17 protein-coding genes and 1 pseudogene are annotated in these 16482 nt (G+C 73.7%); 8 read left to right on the plus strand and 10 right to left on the minus strand.

Going from position 1 to position 16482, the window contains the following annotated elements:
• Positions 1 to 138: 138 nt before the first annotated feature.
• Both AC07AL_RS27350 and AC07AL_RS27355 read right to left on the minus strand, forming a co-directional pair.
• Positions 139 to 729 (minus strand): lytic polysaccharide monooxygenase, encoded by a 591-nt coding sequence (locus tag AC07AL_RS27350; protein WP_363585827.1) that lies wholly within the window; start codon positions 727 to 729, stop codon positions 139 to 141.
• Between the two features lie 209 nt (positions 730 to 938).
• A complete protein-coding gene (locus AC07AL_RS27355; protein WP_363631731.1) occupies positions 939 to 1970 on the minus strand; it encodes a medium chain dehydrogenase/reductase family protein in 1032 nt (343 codons plus the stop codon).
• A 133-nt stretch (positions 1971 to 2103) separates the two neighbouring features.
• Here AC07AL_RS27355 and AC07AL_RS27360 point away from each other — a divergent pair, with 133 nt between their 5' ends.
• A complete protein-coding gene (locus AC07AL_RS27360) occupies positions 2104 to 2784 on the plus strand; it encodes a TetR/AcrR family transcriptional regulator (protein WP_363631729.1) in 681 nt (226 codons plus the stop codon).
• 75 nt (positions 2785 to 2859) lie between these two features.
• On the opposite strand, the gene AC07AL_RS27365 is transcribed toward AC07AL_RS27360, so the two are convergent.
• Together AC07AL_RS27365 and AC07AL_RS27370 are read right to left on the minus strand one after the other, a co-directional pair.
• Positions 2860 to 3222 (minus strand): hypothetical protein, encoded by a 363-nt coding sequence (locus tag AC07AL_RS27365; protein ID WP_363624569.1) that lies wholly within the window; start codon positions 3220 to 3222, stop codon positions 2860 to 2862.
• A 178-nt stretch (positions 3223 to 3400) separates the two neighbouring features.
• The gene (locus AC07AL_RS27370) at positions 3401 to 3628 is read right to left on the minus strand and encodes a hypothetical protein (protein ID WP_063350359.1); all 228 of its coding nucleotides are present in this window, start codon (positions 3626 to 3628) and stop codon (positions 3401 to 3403) included.
• A gap of 439 nt (positions 3629 to 4067) precedes the next feature.
• Between AC07AL_RS27370 and AC07AL_RS27375 the strand changes: the two genes are divergently transcribed.
• Entirely contained in the window at positions 4068 to 4271 is a 204-nt protein-coding gene (locus AC07AL_RS27375; protein ID WP_063350360.1) for a cold-shock protein, read from the plus strand.
• 353 nt (positions 4272 to 4624) lie between these two features.
• On the plus strand, positions 4625 to 6067 hold the full coding sequence (locus tag AC07AL_RS27380) for a DEAD/DEAH box helicase (protein WP_478318522.1): 1443 nt from the start codon (positions 4625 to 4627) through the stop codon (positions 6065 to 6067).
• 78 nt (positions 6068 to 6145) lie between these two features.
• Here the strand turns inward: AC07AL_RS27380 and AC07AL_RS27385 are convergent, their stop codons facing one another.
• The 3 genes from AC07AL_RS27385 to AC07AL_RS27395 all read right to left on the minus strand — a co-directional run bounded on the left by AC07AL_RS27385 (position 6146) and on the right by AC07AL_RS27395 (position 8759).
• Positions 6146 to 7024 (minus strand): alpha/beta fold hydrolase, encoded by an 879-nt coding sequence (locus AC07AL_RS27385; protein WP_478318524.1) that lies wholly within the window; start codon positions 7022 to 7024, stop codon positions 6146 to 6148.
• Between the two features lie 161 nt (positions 7025 to 7185).
• Complete coding sequence (locus AC07AL_RS27390) at positions 7186 to 7596, minus strand: hypothetical protein (RefSeq protein ID WP_363585821.1); 411 nt, start codon at positions 7594 to 7596, stop codon at positions 7186 to 7188.
• 233 nt (positions 7597 to 7829) lie between these two features.
• Positions 7830 to 8759 carry a glutaminase gene (locus AC07AL_RS27395; RefSeq protein WP_363585848.1) on the minus strand — a complete coding sequence of 310 codons (930 nt, stop codon included), beginning with the start codon at positions 8757 to 8759 and terminating at the stop codon, positions 7830 to 7832.
• 286 nt (positions 8760 to 9045) lie between these two features.
• Here AC07AL_RS27395 and AC07AL_RS27400 point away from each other — a divergent pair, with 286 nt between their 5' ends.
• Positions 9046 to 11139, plus strand: coding sequence for a HelD family protein (locus tag AC07AL_RS27400; RefSeq protein ID WP_400985959.1), 2094 nt, complete (start codon positions 9046 to 9048; stop codon positions 11137 to 11139).
• Positions 11140 to 11188: 49 nt separating this feature from the next.
• Here the strand turns inward: AC07AL_RS27400 and AC07AL_RS27405 are convergent, their stop codons facing one another.
• On the minus strand, positions 11189 to 11890 hold the full coding sequence (locus AC07AL_RS27405; RefSeq protein WP_363585819.1) for a DUF3152 domain-containing protein: 702 nt from the start codon (positions 11888 to 11890) through the stop codon (positions 11189 to 11191).
• A 437-nt stretch (positions 11891 to 12327) separates the two neighbouring features.
• Between AC07AL_RS27405 and AC07AL_RS27410 the strand changes: the two genes are divergently transcribed.
• Complete coding sequence (locus AC07AL_RS27410) at positions 12328 to 12543, plus strand: heavy-metal-associated domain-containing protein (RefSeq protein WP_363585818.1); 216 nt, start codon at positions 12328 to 12330, stop codon at positions 12541 to 12543.
• 192 nt (positions 12544 to 12735) lie between these two features.
• Here AC07AL_RS27410 and AC07AL_RS27415 read toward each other — a convergent pair whose 3' ends face one another.
• The gene (locus AC07AL_RS27415; RefSeq protein WP_363585817.1) at positions 12736 to 13278 is read right to left on the minus strand and encodes a DinB family protein; all 543 of its coding nucleotides are present in this window, start codon (positions 13276 to 13278) and stop codon (positions 12736 to 12738) included.
• Positions 13279 to 13377: 99 nt separating this feature from the next.
• Between AC07AL_RS27415 and AC07AL_RS27420 the strand changes: the two genes are divergently transcribed.
• The 3 genes and pseudogenes from AC07AL_RS27420 to AC07AL_RS27430 form a co-directional block, all read left to right on the plus strand.
• A complete protein-coding gene (locus tag AC07AL_RS27420; RefSeq protein WP_478318526.1) occupies positions 13378 to 14352 on the plus strand; it encodes a helix-turn-helix transcriptional regulator in 975 nt (324 codons plus the stop codon).
• Between the two features lie 129 nt (positions 14353 to 14481).
• Entirely contained in the window at positions 14482 to 14967 is a 486-nt protein-coding gene (locus AC07AL_RS27425) for an enoyl-CoA hydratase/isomerase family protein (protein ID WP_478318527.1), read from the plus strand.
• Positions 14964 to 15134, plus strand: a pseudogene (locus tag AC07AL_RS27430) (enoyl-CoA hydratase-related protein); the annotation flags it as partial. The gene AC07AL_RS27425 and the pseudogene AC07AL_RS27430, both read left to right, overlap by 4 nt.
• Before the next feature lie 216 nt (positions 15135 to 15350).
• On the opposite strand, the gene AC07AL_RS27435 reads toward AC07AL_RS27430, so the two are convergent.
• Positions 15351 to 16262 (minus strand): immunity 49 family protein, encoded by a 912-nt coding sequence (locus tag AC07AL_RS27435; protein WP_478318529.1) that lies wholly within the window; start codon positions 16260 to 16262, stop codon positions 15351 to 15353.
• Positions 16263 to 16482 lie beyond the last annotated feature (220 nt).

A 16482-nucleotide genomic window follows, 5' to 3' on the forward strand; every position in this document is an offset into this window, starting at 1 on the left:
CGCACAGACCCCCCTACCTCCCCCCCCCCCCCTCCCCCCCCCCCCCCCCCCCCCCCCCCCCCCCCCCCCCCCCCCCCCCCCCCCCCCCCCCCCCCCCCCCCCCCCGGGGCCGTCAGTGCGGTGCAGCGGTCAGGACCGTCAGAACTGGACGTCGGTGCAGGAGTAGAAGGCGTTGCCGGTGTCGGCGACGTCCCAGACCGCCACCACCACCTGGTGCCCGGTACGACCGCTGGGGAGGGTCGCGGTGTGGGTGGTGGTGGCGGCGGGCTGGCGGCCGTTGTAGGGGACGGTCAGGAAGGGGGTGAGGTCCAGGCTGGCCCGGGTGATCGGCTGGCCGGCGTCGTAACCGGGCTTGGTGAGGTAGTACCTGAAGTTCGTGGTGGAGTGCCGGGCCTCGATGTACCAGGTGAAGGTGAGCTGCTGGCCCGCCGTCACCCGGGTGGTCGGCCAGGTGCCGTTGCGCGGGTCGTCCAGCGGGGCCCAACGGGCGTCCCCGCCGGCGCAGATGGTGCCGTCGGCCGGGCCCCGGCCGGGGAAGCCCTTCGGGCCCTCGACGCTCTGCGGTTCCCACTGGATGTCGCCGCAGTCCCACGGCACCCCGCCCGCTCCGCAGAGCGCGGACCGGCTGGGCGGCAGGTTGATGTAGCCGTGCGACTGGGCGGGCAGGGCCAGCACGAGCGGGAGCGCGATCGCGGCCGCGGCCGCGCCGGCGAGATGACGTTTGCGCATGGTGCTCCTCCGTGGGGGTGGATGGAGTGTGCGCCCGACGTAGGGCGCGCGCGTGGGGGCGCGGCCGAAGATCGTGGCATGCCTGCGTCAGGTCGGTGCTGACACCGTAGAAGCCCCCGTCCGGGCCGTCAATGGTCTGAACCATTGCCGGGTCATTGCCGGGTCATTGCCGAGTCGTCGCCGGGCCCCGTGCCCCCGTGCCCCGCGGGTCAGGGAACCAGGACGATCTTGCCGCTGACGGTCCCGGACTCCGCCAGCCGCAGGGCCTCGGCCGCCCGGGCGAGCGGGAGCCGGGCGGCGATCCGGGCGGTGACGTCACCGCGGGCGACGGCGGCGAACACCTGGGCGAGGTCGGACCGGAGGCGGGCGCGGAAGCGGTCCCGGCCGAGGGCGCGGCCGGCCCAGATGTTGTAGAAGTGGGCGCGGCGGCCGTTGGGCAGGGTGTTCCAGAGCCAGGTGCGGGCGAGGATCTTCAGCACGGGCCACTGCTTGGAGCCGGTGTCGTCGCGGGTGGAGGCGCTGCCGTAGGCGACGAGCGTGCCGCCGGGGGCGAGCAGGCGCCAGGAGTCGATCACGCTGCGCCCGCCGACGTGGTCGAACACGGCGTCCACCCCGCCGGGCGCCAGCTCCCGGACCCGGGCCGCCACGTCCTCCGTGCGGTAGTCGACCGGGGTCGCGCCGAGCTCCCGCAGGGCGTCGTGGTGTCGCGCGGACGCCGTGCCGATCACCTGCACGCCGGCCGCGCGCGCCAGCTGGACCAGGACGGAGCCCACCCCGCCGGAGGCGCCGTGCACCAGGATCCGCTGCCCGGCGCGCACCCGTGCCCGGCGGTGCAGCAGCTGCCAGGCCGTGATGCCGTTGACCACCACGGTCTCCGCCTCGGCTGCGGTGAGGCCGTCCGGGACGGGCACGGCGTCGGCGGCGTCGACGGTCACGTGGCTGGCCCATCCGCCGACCTTCATCAGCGCGGCCACCCGCTGCCCGGCCAGCCCCGGGTCGACGCCCTCGCCGGTGGCCAGCACCCGGCCGACCAGGTCGTAGCCGGGGACGAACGGGAACGGCGGCTGGTCGTAGTACCGGCCGCGGCGCATCTGCTGCTCGGCGAACGAGACGCCGCTCGCCTCCATGGCGATCAGGACCTGCCCCCGGCCGGCCCGCGGTACGGCTCCGTGCCGGATCTCCAGGCCCTCCGGCGCCACGATGCCCGGCAGTACGACCTGGACGAGGCGTTCGGTGTCCATGACGCCCTCCTTCTCGGTAGATGTTGTTGCCTTCGTTAGAAGTTATAACGAACGGCGTTGGTGAGAGTCAAGAGGGGGAGTGATAGCCTCTAACGAGATGGTGATGTCGTCGTCGTGAGGTCTGGAGGCGGCCATGGGCGCGTCGGATGTGAGGACTCCCCGGGAGCGCTACCGCGCCCAGGTGCAGGAGGAGATCAAGGAGCGGGCCTGGGAGCAGATCGCCACCGCCGGGGCCTCCGCGCTGTCCCTCAACGCCATCGCCAAGCGGATGGGCATGAGCGGCCCGGCCCTCTACCGGTACTTCGCCAGTCGCGACGAGCTGATCACCGAACTCGTCCGGGACGCCTACCGGAGCCTCGCCGACGCCTTCCAGGCCCGCGCCGCCGCGGGTACCGACGTGGCCGGGCTGGCGCAGGCCCTGCGCGGGTGGGCCCTGGACGACCCCCAGCGGTACCTGCTCGTCTACGGCACCCCCGTGCCCGGCTACCGGGCGCCCGAGGACACCACCCGGATCTCCGTCGAGATCATGGCCGTCCTGCTCGATGCCTGCGCCGCCGAACAGCCGCCCGTCGAGAAGTCACCCGCGGAGCAGTCACCGGCCGTGCCGCCGTCCCCGTTCGACGCCCACCTCGCCGAACACCGGGCCTGGGCCGGGGGGCACCCGGCCCCGCCGGCGGTCCTCCGCCTGGCCCTCGCCGTCTGGACCCGGCTGCACGGCGTGCTCTCCCTCGAACTCGCCGGCCACTTCACCGGCATGGGATTCGACCCCGCCGAGCTCTACGCCGCCGAACTCCGCTCGCTCACCGGCCGCTGACGGCGCGGCGCGGGCCCGTGTTCGCGGACGGACAGGGCCCCGGGCGGCCGTGTGGCGCCCGGGGCCCGTCGGAGGTCAGGCGTCGGAGTAGCTGAGGTCACCCACCGTCCAACTGCTCACGTCCTCGATGGCGATCCGGTACATGCCGCCGGTATGGGGCAGTCCGAAGTCGCCCTGGAGGATCCGCGCCCGGTGCAGGTGCAGGTGCGTCGGCCGTGCGGGCGCGCCGGCGGAGGGCGGGGAGAAGAGGGCGGCGAACGGCTTCAAGTGCTGTGAGGTGTGCAGGACTTCCGACACCCGCTCGAACCAGAGGTCCATCGGTGCGAGCCGGCCGGTGATGACCGCTCCGGGGACGACCACGGTCAAGGACATCTGGTTGCTGTGCTCGGACTCCACCATGGCGGCGATGTCAACGAGGAGCTCATCAGAGTTCGACATGCACCCAGACTATTGCGCCGCCGCCGGCTTCGGTGGCCTCGTGCACGGTTCGGCGCAGGCCGGGCGCGTGACCGTGCGCGCGGCCTGTCCTACGGCCTACGCACGGTCCGGCGTCCTGGGGAAGGTCTCGTGGATCGTTCCGGGGCCCGGGCCCTGGTGTCCCGGGGGGAGCCCCGGGTCAGAGCTTCCACATCTCGGCGTACGGAGGGGTGAGTCGCTCCTGGCGGGAGCCGAAGTCGACGAGGACCGCGATGTCGCTGCCGTCCTCGACGTCGACGACCCGGCCGAGGCCGTGCTTGTCGTGGGTGACCCGGTCGCCCGCGGCGAACCGCTTGCGGGGCACCTCGGCCGGGGCTTTGAAGGGACTGGTGGGCAGGTGGCGCCGGACTGCCGGTGATTTCGTCATCCCGATCAGTATGCTCCGAAAAACCGGGGAGCGGACCCTTCCGGAGGGCCGGAACCCCGCCGGGTGACAGGGCACGACCAGCCGGCCCTGGCTCGGCGGACCCGCCCGGCCCGAAAAAATTCTTCGCCCGACCGGGCCCCGCCGCCGGTGTCCCAACTGCCGTGGCGGCACCACCCGTTGCCGAGCCCGTCGGCGGGCGAGCCGCTCCCGTGGGGGAGGGGTCGGAAAGACCGGCCGCGGAATGTCCACCGCGACGAGCCCGGGCCTGCTACAGTCGATTTAGTTGCAGTAGTGGTTCCCATGAACTTTGTGTGCGCCTGCTGATGTATTGCAGGCGCATTTTTTGTTTTCCGGCTCTTTCCCCGGCGGGTGCTCATCGCGGCGACTCGACGGTCCGCACGGTGCGGACTTCGTACAGTCTCTCGAAGGAGATTTTTTTATGGCTACTGGTACCGTGAAGTGGTTCAACGCGGAAAAGGGCTTCGGCTTCATCGAGCAGGAGGACGGCGGCGCTGACGTCTTCGCCCACTACTCGAACATCAACGCCCAGGGCTTCCGTGAGCTGCTCGAGGGCCAGAAGGTCGAGTTCGACGTCACGCAGGGCCAGAAGGGCCCGCAGGCCGAGAACATTCGCCCGCTGTAGTTCTCTGCCACGGCACTCGCCTGGTAGCGAGGGGCCCGCACCGTGCACTACGCCCGGTGCGGGCCCCTCGGCCGTTCCACCCCCGAATCGCCTCCGGCCGTCCTGGCCGCCAGGCCGCCCCGGCCGTACCGGGCCCTGTGGATCCGCCTTCGGCCGTCGTCCGCCGTCCCGCGCGGGCCGTGTCGCGCCGACCGCGCACCGGCGCCCGCCCACCGGCGGCTGCACCGTCCATGCCTCGCCCGGCCGCATCGTTCGCGCCCCGCCCGGCACATCTCCGGCCCGTTTCTTGTGATCTCCGCGCGCCCGTGCAGCGGAGCCTTCCTCGCGACGTGCCGTCTTGAGGAAGGTTCCGTATGAACCGCTCGAATCGCCCGTCGCACCGCAGCCCGCACCGCCGGACCGGAGCCCCGAACCGGGCCCAGGGCCGCTCCTCCCAGCAGGAGTTCGAACTCCCGGTCAGCGCCACCCCCGCCCTGCCCGCCGTCGAGTCGTTCGACGAACTGGACATGCCCGCGGCCCTGTTGAAGACGCTGACCCGCCAGGGCGTCACCTCGCCGTTCCCCATCCAGGCCACCACGCTGCCGAACTCGCTGGCCGGCCGTGACGTGCTCGGCCGGGGCCGGACGGGCTCCGGCAAGACCATCGCCTTCGGCCTCGCGGTGCTGGCCCGCACCGCCGCCCGTGCCGCCGGCCGCAGGGCCGAGCCGGGCAGCCCGCTGGCCCTGGTACTGGTCCCCACCCGCGAACTCGCGCAGCAGGTCACCGAGGCGCTCACCCCCTACGCGCACTCGGTGCGGCTGCGGATGGCGACCGTGGTGGGCGGGATGTCGATCGGCCGCCAGTCCCAGGTGCTGCACCGGGGCGCCGAGGTCGTCGTCGCCACCCCCGGCCGGCTGAAGGACCTGATCCAGCGCGGTCACTGCCGACTGGACGACGTCGGCATCGCGGTCCTGGACGAGGCCGACCAGATGGCCGACCTCGGCTTCCTGCCGCAGGTCACCGAGCTGCTCGACCAGGTCTCCGCCGACTGCCAGACGCTGCTCTTCTCCGCGACCCTGGACCGCAACGTCGACCGGCTGGTGCGCCGCTTCCTCAAGGACCCGGTCACCCACTCGGTGGATCCGTCGGCCGGAGCGGTCACCACCATGGAGCACCACGTGCTGCATGTGCAGAACCACGACAAGAACACCCTGATCGTCCGCATCGCGGCCCGGGACGGCGGGGTGATCATGTTCACCGACACCCGGGACCGTGCCGACGCGCTGGTCGATGACCTGCTCGCCAACGGGGTGAAGGCCGCGGCCCTGCACGGCGGCAAGTCCCAGCCCCAGCGCACCCGGACCCTGGAGCAGTTCCGCACCGGCCAGGTCACCGCGCTGATCGCCACCAACGTCGCCGCGCGGGGGATCCACGTGGACGGCCTCGACCTGGTCGTCAACCTGGACCCGCCGGTCGACCACAAGGACTACCTCCACCGGGGCGGCCGCACCGCCCGGGCCGGCGAGTCCGGCACCGTCGTCACCCTCGTCCTGCCCAGCCAGCGCCGCCAGATGGCCCGGCTGGCGGCCACCGCCGGGATCGCCCCCACGGCCACCCGCGTCCACTCCGACGACGACGAACTCGCCCGCCTCACCGGCGCCCGCGTTCCGACCGGCATCCCCGTGACGATCCCCGACCCGGTCGTCGAGCGTCCCCGCCGCTCCGCCCGGGGTGCCGTCGGTGGCGGGCGCCGCCGCCCTGCCGGCGCTGCCGCCGCCCGTCATCCGCGTTCCGTGAGGTCCGCCGCGCGGTCCTGACCCGGTTCGTGCCGGTCCCGGTACGACGGCCCCGTGCTCCTCGCCCCGACGGGCGGTGGAGCATGGGGCCGCTCGCGTTCAGGCCCGGGGCGGGCCGCCTTCCTCGGCGAGGAGGAAGTCGAGGGCCGGCCGGGTCCGGTCCCTGAGCAGGTGGCCGACCTCGGGGAGGAAGGTGACCGACACCCGGGGGGCGGCCCGCTGGAGCCGGCGGCGGGTGCCGTGGGAGTCGATGAGCCGGTCGCGGCCACCGATGGTGACCTGCACCGGCATCTCCAGGCCCGCGAGGTCGTCGTCGGTGACGACCGGCAGCTTCTCCCGCCGCGGCCGGAAGTGCTGGTGGATGAGCAGCACGTACTCGCCGAAGGCGCGTTCCTCTGCCGTGGGCGGGACGGTGGTGGGGGCGGGGCCCAGGGCCAGCCTCAGCATCGTGCGCCGCCCCCAGTCCCCGAACGGCAGCACGAACAGTGCGGCGACCAGGACCCCCCGTTTCTGGCGGCCGATCCCGCAGGGGCAGCGCAGCGCCAGCCGGTCCACCCGCTGCGGGCGGCGGATGGCGTAGTCGAGGGCCAGCAGCCCGCCCAGCGACGTCCCCACGAAGGCGGCGCGTTCGACGCGCAGCGCGTCCAGCACGTCGTCCAGCCACAGCGCGTGCGCGTCGGAGTGCAGTTCGGGGCGCACGGGGGCGCTCAGGCCGGGCTCGCCGATCACGTCGACGGCGTAGACGCGGAAGTGCCGGGCCCACAGGGCCACGTCGTCCGCCCACATCGCCGCGTTCGCCCCGGACCCGTGCAGCAGGACCAGGGGCGCCGCGTCCTCGGGGCCGCAGGCCAGGACGAAGGTCGAACCCTGGCGGGTGGGGACGTGCAGCCGTTCGGCGGGCACGGGCCAGCGGTCCAGGAGGGCGGTGTACTCCTGGGCGAGGACGCGGGCGCCCTCGTCGGAGGTGTAGATGGTCATGCCGTACTCCAGCTCGCTCGATAGGTTGGTATATATCCTTAAGCTACCGTGAGGAGTGAAGTAAAGGTGATTTTAGGGAGTGATGGGGAGTGGATCACCTTGGGTGGAAATGACTCCGGCCCGGCCGCCGTGGGGGCGACCGGGCCGGGAGGCGGGAAGGCTCAGGAGCGTTTGGGCGGCAGCACGGCCAGTGCGAGGAGGAGCACCAGGACGCCGCCGCAGGCGTTCCAGAAGCCGTTCTCCAGATCGCCGATCCCGAGCGAGAGCGGCTTCACCTCCCGTCCCTTCTGGTACACCCAGAGCACGCCGGTGACCACCGCGACCACGGCGGCCAGGAGCAGGCCCGGGCGCGAGCGCACCAGCAGCGCCAGCACCGCGATCGCCGCGGCGACGGCCAGGAGCAGGAACATCGACATGCCGGTCGACGTGGTGCGGGTGGGTGACATGCCCCGGAACAGGTCGGCGACCGGTACGGACCTCGGATCGCTCTTGGCGTACCAGGGCTGGAACGAACTGAGCACCAGCCCTGCCGCGCCGGCCAGGGCCAACAAGCTTGCTACGACGGTTCGCATGGGACGGGACCCCCACTTTCCTCTTGGTCGTGTTCCTCATGGCCGGCCGATCGTCATCACGATCGGCGCCCCCGCCTGGAGCATGCCATGGACGACCGGCCGGTCGGTGCCCAACAGTCGGATCAACGCCACAAGTTGGGCGACGGCCGGGTGTGGCGCGCGAGCCCGCGGAGCGCCGGAGCGCCGGGGCGGCGGGGCGGCCGTCGGGAGGCCGTCGGGAGGCCGTCGGGAGGTCAGAAGATCGAGCAGCCGGAGAGGGTGGTCAGGGCGTCCAGGGCGGTGACCGCGGCCACCGAGTTGCCGGCCTGGTCCAGCCGGGGGCCCCAGGCGCAGACCGCGGCCCGCCCGGGCAGTATGGCGAGGATGCCGCCGCCCACGCCGCTCTTGCCCGGCAGCCCGACCCGGAAGGCGAACTCGCCCGCCGCGTCGTAGGTGCCGCAGGTGAGCAGGACGGCGTTGACGCGCTTGGCCTCGCTGCGCGACATCAGCCGGGTGCCGTCGGTGCGCACCCCGTAGCGGGCCAGGAAGGAGCCGGCCAGGACCAGGTCCCGGCAGCTGGCGGACACCGCGCAGTGCGCGTAGTAGTGGTCGAGGACGGTCTCGACCGGGTTCTCCAGGTTGCCGTGGCTGGCGATGAAGTGGGCCAGGGCGGCGTTGCGGTGGCCGTGCTCGGCCTCGGACGCGGCCACGACCGGATCGGTGTCGAGCAGCGGGTTGCCGGACTCCCGGCGGAGGAACTCGCGGACCGTCCCGGCGGCGTCGCCCGTCATGGTCTGCAGGCGGTCGGTCACCACGAGCGCGCCGGCGTTGATGAACGGGTTGCGCGGGATGCCGTGCTCGCTCTCCAACTGCACCAGCGAGTTGAAGGGATTGCCGGACGGCTCCCGCCCCACCCCGCGCCAGACCGTGTCCCCGCCGTACGCCAGGGCCAGTGCCAGGGTGAACAGCTTCGAGACGCTCTGGACGGAGAACGGCTGCTCCCAGTCCCCGACCCCGTACAGCTCGCCGTCGACGGTGGCCACCGCCATGCCGAAGGCGTCCGGGTCGACCGTGGCGAGGGCCGGGATGTAGTCGGCGACATGCCCTTGGTCGCCGGTCGCCCGCGCGGCCGCCGCCGCGGCATCCAGCAGCAGCCGGTAGTCGAGGTTCTCTCCGGCGGGCATACCGTTCAACGCTGTTCCTCCATGGGCACGATCAGGACCACGACCTGGTCCGATACAGGATTATCCGTGCTCCGGCATGCGCGGATGAGCACCGAGGGCGAGGTCGGCGCCCGCGGGAGGGGCGGCCGGGGAGGCCTCGGGCGTCCGTCGATCCCCGGACCCGCCCAAAACACAACTCGGTCATTCTCTTAACTGGGTTCAGTTATGCTGCTCCGTGCGTACGTGCTGCGGGCGCACGGCCGGGCGGAACCGGTGGCAGGGAAGTGACGGGGAAAGGGGTGCGGCGATGGCGGGAGACCTCCGGCGCGCGGACGGCGAGCGGAAGGCGGCCGGCCTCGACGGGGAGCTGGAAGGCGAACGGGCCCATGTCGAGGCCTGCCGGGCGGCACTGGCCCGGCAGGTCGAGGACGCGGACCACCAGGTCGTCGCCGCGGAGGACGTCTCCGGCGACGGTGCCGGCGCGGAGGCCCTCGGCCGCTACCTGCGGACCCGGGCCCGGCGGATGCGGGAACTGCCGCAGAGCCCGGCATTCTTCGGCCGGCTCGACTTCGACGACGCCCCGGAGACCGGCGACCACCGGCGCCAGCGCTACCACGTGGGCCGCCGCCGGATCTCGGCCGACCCGGCCGCGCCGCCGCTGGTGATCGACTGGCGGGCCCCCGTCTCCCGGGCGTTCTACCAGGCGAGCGCCGACCGGCCGCTCGGCCTCGCGAGGCGACGGCGCTTCGGCTGGGCGCCGTCGAGCCCCGGCGCCCCCGAGGACCTCACCGGCCTGGAGGACGAGTACCTGAGCCGCGCCGAGGCGCGGGGTGGGCGGCGAGGCGCCGGCGGCATCCTCACCGCCGAGATCGAACGCCCACGAACCGGGCCGATGCGTGACATCGTCGCCACCATCCAGCCCGAGCAGGACACGCTGGTGCGCGGCGGGCTGACCGAGTCGGTGTGCGTCCAGGGCGCGCCGGGCAGCGGCAAGACCGCCGTCGGCCTGCACCGCGCCGCCTACCTGCTCTACACCTTCCCCCAGCGGATCCAGCGCGGTGGCCTGCTGGTCGTCGGCCCGAACCCGACCTTCCTGCGCTACATCGCCGAAGTCCTGCCCGCGCTCGGCGAGATCGACATCGCCCAGTGCACCGTCGAGGACCTGGTGGCCACGCACCCCGTCCAGGCGGACGACGACGAGCGGGCCGCCGTGGTCAAGCAGGACGCCCGGATGGCGGCCGTGCTGCGCCGGGCGCTGTACGGGCGGGTCGGCGCGACCGGCTCCGAGGCGTTGGTCGTCCCGGACGGCTCCTACCGCTGGCGCGTCCCGGCGGACGAACTGGACCGGATGGTCGCCGAACTGCGCGAGCAGGACGCGCCGTACGCGATCGGCCGGGAAAACCTCCGTACCCGGGTGGTGGCCGCACTCCAGGACCGGGCCGAGCGGCGGTCCGGGATCAAGGGTGGAGCCTGGCGGACGAGGATCGGCCGCTGCCGGCCGGTGGCGGCCTTCCTCGACGCGGCGTGGCCCGCGCTGCGCCCGGAGGCGGTGCTGGCGGCCCTGCTCGGTGACCCCGCCGTCCTGGCCGAGGCCGCGGACGGCCTGCTCGCCCCGGCCGAGCAGGCGGCGATCCGCTGGCACCGGCCGCCGCGCTCGCCGAAGAGCGCACGCTGGTCCGGGCACGACCTGCTGCTGCTCGACGAGGTGGCCGGGCTGATCGAGCGGCCGGCCGGCTTCGGCCACGTGGTGGTCGACGAGGCGCAGGACCTCTCGCCGATGCAGTGCCGGGCGATCGCCCGCCGCAGTGCCTTCGGTTCGCTCACCGTCCTCGGCGACCTCGCGCAGGCGACCGCGCCGTGGTCGGCGCGCAGCTGGCCCGAGCAACTGGCCCACCTGGGCAAGCCGCAGGCGGCCGTGGTCCCGCTGACCACCGGTTTCCGGGTGCCGGCGGCCGTGCTGGCCCTGGCCAACCAACTGCTCGCCGCGCTGGACGTGGGAGTCCCGCCGGCCCGCTCGCTGCGCCAGGACGGCGAACTGACGGTACGTCAAGTCGGTGACCCGGGGCGGTCGGTGGTGGAGGCGGTGCGCGGCGCGCTGGAGCGGGAGGGGTCGATCGCGGTCATCGCCGCGGACGCGGAGGCCCCGGGGGCCGCCTCGGCACTGCGGGAGGCCGGGGTGGCGGCCGCGTCGGCGGCGGAGGTCGGCACCTCGGCGCGGGTCACGGTGCTACCGGCCTCGCTGGTCAAGGGACTTGAGTACGACCATGTGATCGTGCTGGAGCCCGCCGCCATCGTCGAGGCCGAACCGCGCGGCCTGCACCGCCTCTATGTGGTCGTGACCCGGGCGGTGTCCCGGCTGGACGTACTGCACGCCCGTCCGCTGCCGGCCGCCTGGTCCTGACGCCAGCCGGGCGGCCGGGCGGCCGGCAGCGGACGGGAGGGGTGGGCCGTCAGGGAGCGGAGGTGGGGGCCTGGACGGGCGGGCCGGTGAGCAGGGTGCCGGTGTCGGAGTAGGGCCAGCCGTTCGGGACGCAGCCGTGCAGGCCCTTGATCTGCTGCATCATCACCGGTGCCGGCGCGCCCGCGCCCGGGCAGTCGACGTGGCCGTTGCCGAGGATGTGGCCGACCTCGTGGTTGACGGCGAGCGCGTGGTAGAGCTCGGGCTTGCCGACGTAGAACTCCGACAGCTCCGTCCAGCGCTTGAGGTTGATGACGACCTGGTGGCCCACGCCGCAGTTCACCGTGCCGCCGGTGTCCAGGCCGTACTGGCCGCAGATCCGGTCGGTGGTCTCCGGGGTGGCCAGGTAGACGGTGAAGTCCACCGGGTCGGCGGGCATGCGCTGGAAGGAGGCGGTGCCACCGGCGGCCCAGCCGTACTGGACGTTCCCGAGGACCGCGTCGACCTCGGTGGCGAACTGCCCGGGGCTCTCGGCGATCCCGTTCTCCGCCCGCACCTTGTAGCGGTACAGGTGCTCGCCGGTGCCGAAGCGGGGTGAGTCGCCGGCGGCCGTGGTGAACTGCATCGGCTTCTGCCCCTCGCCCGGGGCCCACGGGTGCCACCACAGCAGGCCGGCGGTCACGGCGCCGGCCACCACCAGGGCGAGCGCGCCGTGCCAGAGCCGCAGGCGCCGGAATCCGGTGAACCTCTTCATCGGCTGCCCCCGGCTGCGAGGCGCGCCCTCGCTCCGGTGGTCGGGTCGGGTCCGGTGGACCCGCCGGGTATGGAGGTGTGGGGCGTCGGGGTGGGCATGGCGGTGAAGGGCTCCTGGGCGGGTCCGGTCGGGATCAGACGAGTCTAGGCGGAGTTCGGACGGGTTCAGGCAGGTTCGGACGGGGTTCGGTCGCGGAAAGGAAGGGCGTTATGGGGAGGAACGGGCGAAAGCGGACCATCGGTTCAGCCGGTCGGTGACGACCCGTCGGTCGTGCGGACCGATCGGTTCCCGGAACCACTCGAAGGTGCCACCCGTGCGGCGTGTCCCTCGGCGTCGGCGGCGCTTTCCGCTGTCGTGGTGCACGTTGATCACCGGCCGCGTCCGAGCGGGCCCGGCCGGGCTTCCCCACCCCACCCCACCTCACCGGAGGCACCACCATGTCCATCACCACCGTCCTCACCGTCGACGGCATGAGCTGCGGCCACTGCGAGAGGACGGTCAGCGCCGGGCTGGCCGCCCTCCCCGGCGTCACCGGGGTCAGCGCCGACGCGCCGACCGGCCGCGTCACCGTGGCGTCCGCGCAACCGCTCGACGACGCCGTGCTCCGTGGCGCGGTCGCCGGGGCCGGGTTCACCTTCGTCGGCCGGGGCTGACCCGCCCCCGGCAACCGGCCGAGGGGGAGGGGCGGCCTGGGGGGGGGGGGGGGGGGGGGGGGGGGGGGGGGGGGGGGGGGGGGGGGGGGGGGGGGGGGGGGGTGGGGAGGGTGGGGGTGGGTATTGCCCCGGCGCCCCTCCCCCACACCCCCCCCCCCCCCCCCCCCCAGGCGCCCGGGCCGTCCACCGGCGTCAGCCCATGCTCTTCGCGCCGTCCAGGGCCTCGCGGATGATGTCGGCGTGGCCCGCGTGCTGGGCGCTCTCGGCGACGATGTGCATCAGCACCCGGCGGGCCGACCACTCGGTGTCGGCCTCGAACCAGGGGGCCTTCGGCAGCGGCTGGGTGGCGCCCAGATCGGGGAGGGTGGCGACCAGGTCGTCGGTGCGGCGGGCCACCTCGGCGTACTCGGCCAGGACGCCGGCCAGCGTCTCGCCGGGCAGCAGGCGGAACTCGTCCGCACGGCGGGCGAAGTCGGCCTCGGTGAAGCTGCTGAAATCGGGCATGGCGGACGGGCCTTCCACGATGAAGGCCACCCAGAACCGCTCGACCGCGCTCACGTGCTTGATCAGGCCGCCCAGGCACAGTGCGCTGGCGGTGGTCCGCAGGCCGGCCTGCTCGTCGGTGAGGTCGCGGGTGGTGAAGCGCAGGAAGTGCCGCTGCTTGGCCAGGGCCGCCAGCAGGTCGGCGCGCTCGCCGGTGGTGGTGCTGTTGTTCGGGGTCGCGGTGCTGGTCATGGTGGTGGCCTTCCGTTCGGTTCCTGCTCCTTCGGACAAGGTCCACGCTAAACGCGATAGCGGCCACTTTCTGGCCTGAATTCCGGGATGATCGGAGTCATGGCGAACACCAGCACCCGGACGCTGCGACTGCTCTCCCTGCTCCAGACCCACCGTTACTGGCCCGGCGAGGAACTGGCCGACCGGCTCGGGGTCTCGATCCGCACCCTGCGCCGCGACATCGACCGCCTGCGCGAACTCGGCTACCCCGTGGAGGCGCAGCGCGGCGTCGACGGCGGCTACCAGCTCGCCGCGGGCGCCGCCCTGCCCCCGCTGGTGATCGACGACGAGGAGGCGGTCGCCCTGGCCGTGGGCCTCCAGGCCGCGGCGGAGAGCCCGGTGGAGGGCATCGCCGAGGCCTCGGTGCGGGTGCTGGCCAAGGTGGTGCAGGTGATGCCCGCCCGGCTGCGGCACCGGGTCGAGGCGCTGCGCGCGGTGACCGTCCCCGTCGGCGGGGGCGCCACGGCCGGGCCGGGCGTCGACCCGGACCGGCTCACCGTGGTCGCGCTGGCCTGCCGGGACACCGAGCGGCTGCGCTTCTCCTACACCGCCGCCGACGGCCGGCACGCCGAACGGCAGGTCGAACCGCACCGGCTGGTGTGCCTGCACCGCCGCTGGTACCTGGTCGCCTACGACCTCGACCGGCAGGACTGGCGCACCTTCCGGCTCGACCGGCTGAGCGCGCCGCAGGGCGGCGGCGTCCGGTTCGGGCCCCGTCCGCTGCCCGCCGCCGACGCCGCCGAGTTCGTCCGGGCCGGTCTCAACGGCGTGCCGCGCCCGTACCGGGTGGCGGCGCTGGTGGACGCCCCGGCCGCGACCGTCCGCGCACGGGTCGGCCGGTGGGGCACCGTCGAGGAGGTCGATGCCGGGCGCTGCCACCTGGAGATGACCGCCGACTCCCTGGACTGGCCGGCCATGGCGCTCGGCTCGCTGGGCGCGGACTTCCGCGTCCTCGGCCCGCCCGAACTGCTCGACCTCGTCGAGGAGTGGGGCGCGCGGTTCACCCGGGCCGCGCGGGGCGGTGTGGGGGAGTAGGGCACCGGGGCAGGACGTCGGGCGGGCCGACTTCTCGTGCGGGCGGTGCTGCGCGGTTGGTGCTGCGGGTGCGGTGGGGTGCTGCGCGTGCGGCGGGTCGGCCCCACAGCGCGAAACGGAGCACCCGGCATGACCGTCCGCAGCGAGCGGGACCAGCACGTCGTCACCCTGACCATCGACCGCGAGCACAAGCTCAACGCGCTCGACTACCCGACCATCGACGTGCTGCTCGCCGAACTCGACCGCGTCGACGCCGACGACACCGTCCGAGCGGTCGTGCTGACCGGCGCCGGGCAGCGGGCGTTCAGCGCGGGCGCCGACATCCCGTCGCTGGCCGGGAGCATCACGGGCGGGCCCGAGCGGGCGCTGCGCGAGGTCGTCCGGCGCGGCCACGCGCTGACCCGGCGGATCGAGGAGTTCCCGAAGCCGATCGTCGTCGCCGTCAACGGCCTCGCCTACGGGGGAGGGTGCGAGCTCACCGAGGCCGCCCCGCTGGCCGTCGCCGCCGAGCACGCGACCTTCGCCAAGCCGGAGATCTCGCTCGGCTCCCGCCGCCGTTCGGCGGCTCCCAGCGGCTGCCACGGCACGTCGGACGCAAGCGCGCCCTGGAGCTGATCCTGACCGGGGACCCGGTCCCGGCCGTCCGTGCCGCCGAGATCGGACTGGTCAACGCCGTCGTCCCGGCCGGCGAACTGCTCGACGCGGCACGGGGCCTGGTCGACCGGATCATCCGGCACGTGCCGACCGCAGTGTCCGCCTGCCTGCGGGCCGTCACCCGTGGCATCAACCTGCCGATCGACGAGGGCCTCGCCGTCGAGGCGGCCTGCTTCGCGGCCACCGTGCCGACGGCCGGGGAGTGGGAGAGGTGGGTGAGCATCATCGCGCCCAGTGCGAGACCGGCGGCTATAGGTGGGATGTTTCGTCTGTTGGGCAACCGTTGGACACTCCGCGGACGGACGGACGGACGGACGGACGGACGGATGGCTGGGGTGGGGCGGTCAGAGCACCGGGGGCTGTATGAGCGTCGCCGGGAGGTAGCCGGAGGAGAGGCCGAGCTGCCAGCCGTGCGCCTGGACGGCGAGTGCGGCCAGGGCGATCGGGAGGACCGGGAGCAGGCTGCGCGGGGCCGCGTCCGGAGCGCTGCTCTCGCGGTGCTGGCCGAGGCGGGCGGCGAGGGCCCGCTCGAAGGTGCTCCGGTCGTCGTCGAGCAGGATGCGCAGCAGCTGCTGGTCCGGCGTGAGCGGACCGGCGGCGTCCAGCGCCCGGGCGGCCGTGGCGCGCTCCTCGGCGTCCGGCTTGCGCAGGGGCACGGGGCCGGGGGCGACCCAGGGTGAGACGGCGGTCGGCACGACGTGGAGGTAGGAGCAGAGCGCGTCCAGCTCGGCGAGGCTCGCCGGATCGGAGGTCGAGTCCAGGTCCGAGTGGGGCAGGCCCTTGCGGACCGAGGGCCCGTAGTCGTCCTTCAGCAGCGGGCCGAGCATGCGGTGGCGCTCCTGGATCAGGCCGCTGATCACGCACATCGCGAAGGCGTCGACCCAGGTGGCGGCCGTGGGGGCGAAGTCGATGGTGTCGCCGAAGCTGGTCTCTTCGCTGGTCAGCGTCTCGCCGATGAACGGGAAGGGGACCTCGAAGTCGCCGCGGGGGAAGCAGCCGAGGGACAGCACACCGAGGGAGCACTCGGCCGCGGTCTCCAGGATGACTCGGGCGGGGTAGCCGCTGAGCGGCCGGCCCTCCAGGGTGAGCGCGCCGATGTGGTCGAGGAGCTCCTCGCCCATCGTCCGGATCTCCTGGATGGCCAGGCGGCCGTAGTGGATCCGGTACCAGCTGGTGAGGGCCCGGTCCTCGATGCCCTTCAGGGCCTGGGTGATCCGCTGGGGTGCGACCTGGTGGCGCGTGACCTCGACGTCCACGATCCGATGCCGCCTTTCCTTGATCGTCTGTTGACGGAACGGCACGCTAGCACCGGCCACCGACAGTCGATCACCCGTACGGACGAGGGGGGGGGGGGGGGGGGGCGCCCCCCCCCCCGGGGGGGGGGGGGGGGCGGGTGGGGTGGGCGTAGGATAGGAGGTGCTCTTTTCGCCTCCACCTCGTGGTGGGGGGGGTACGGGCGGAGAGGATATCCCGAAG

It is taken from the genome of Kitasatospora sp. NPDC043949, assembly GCF_056435365.1.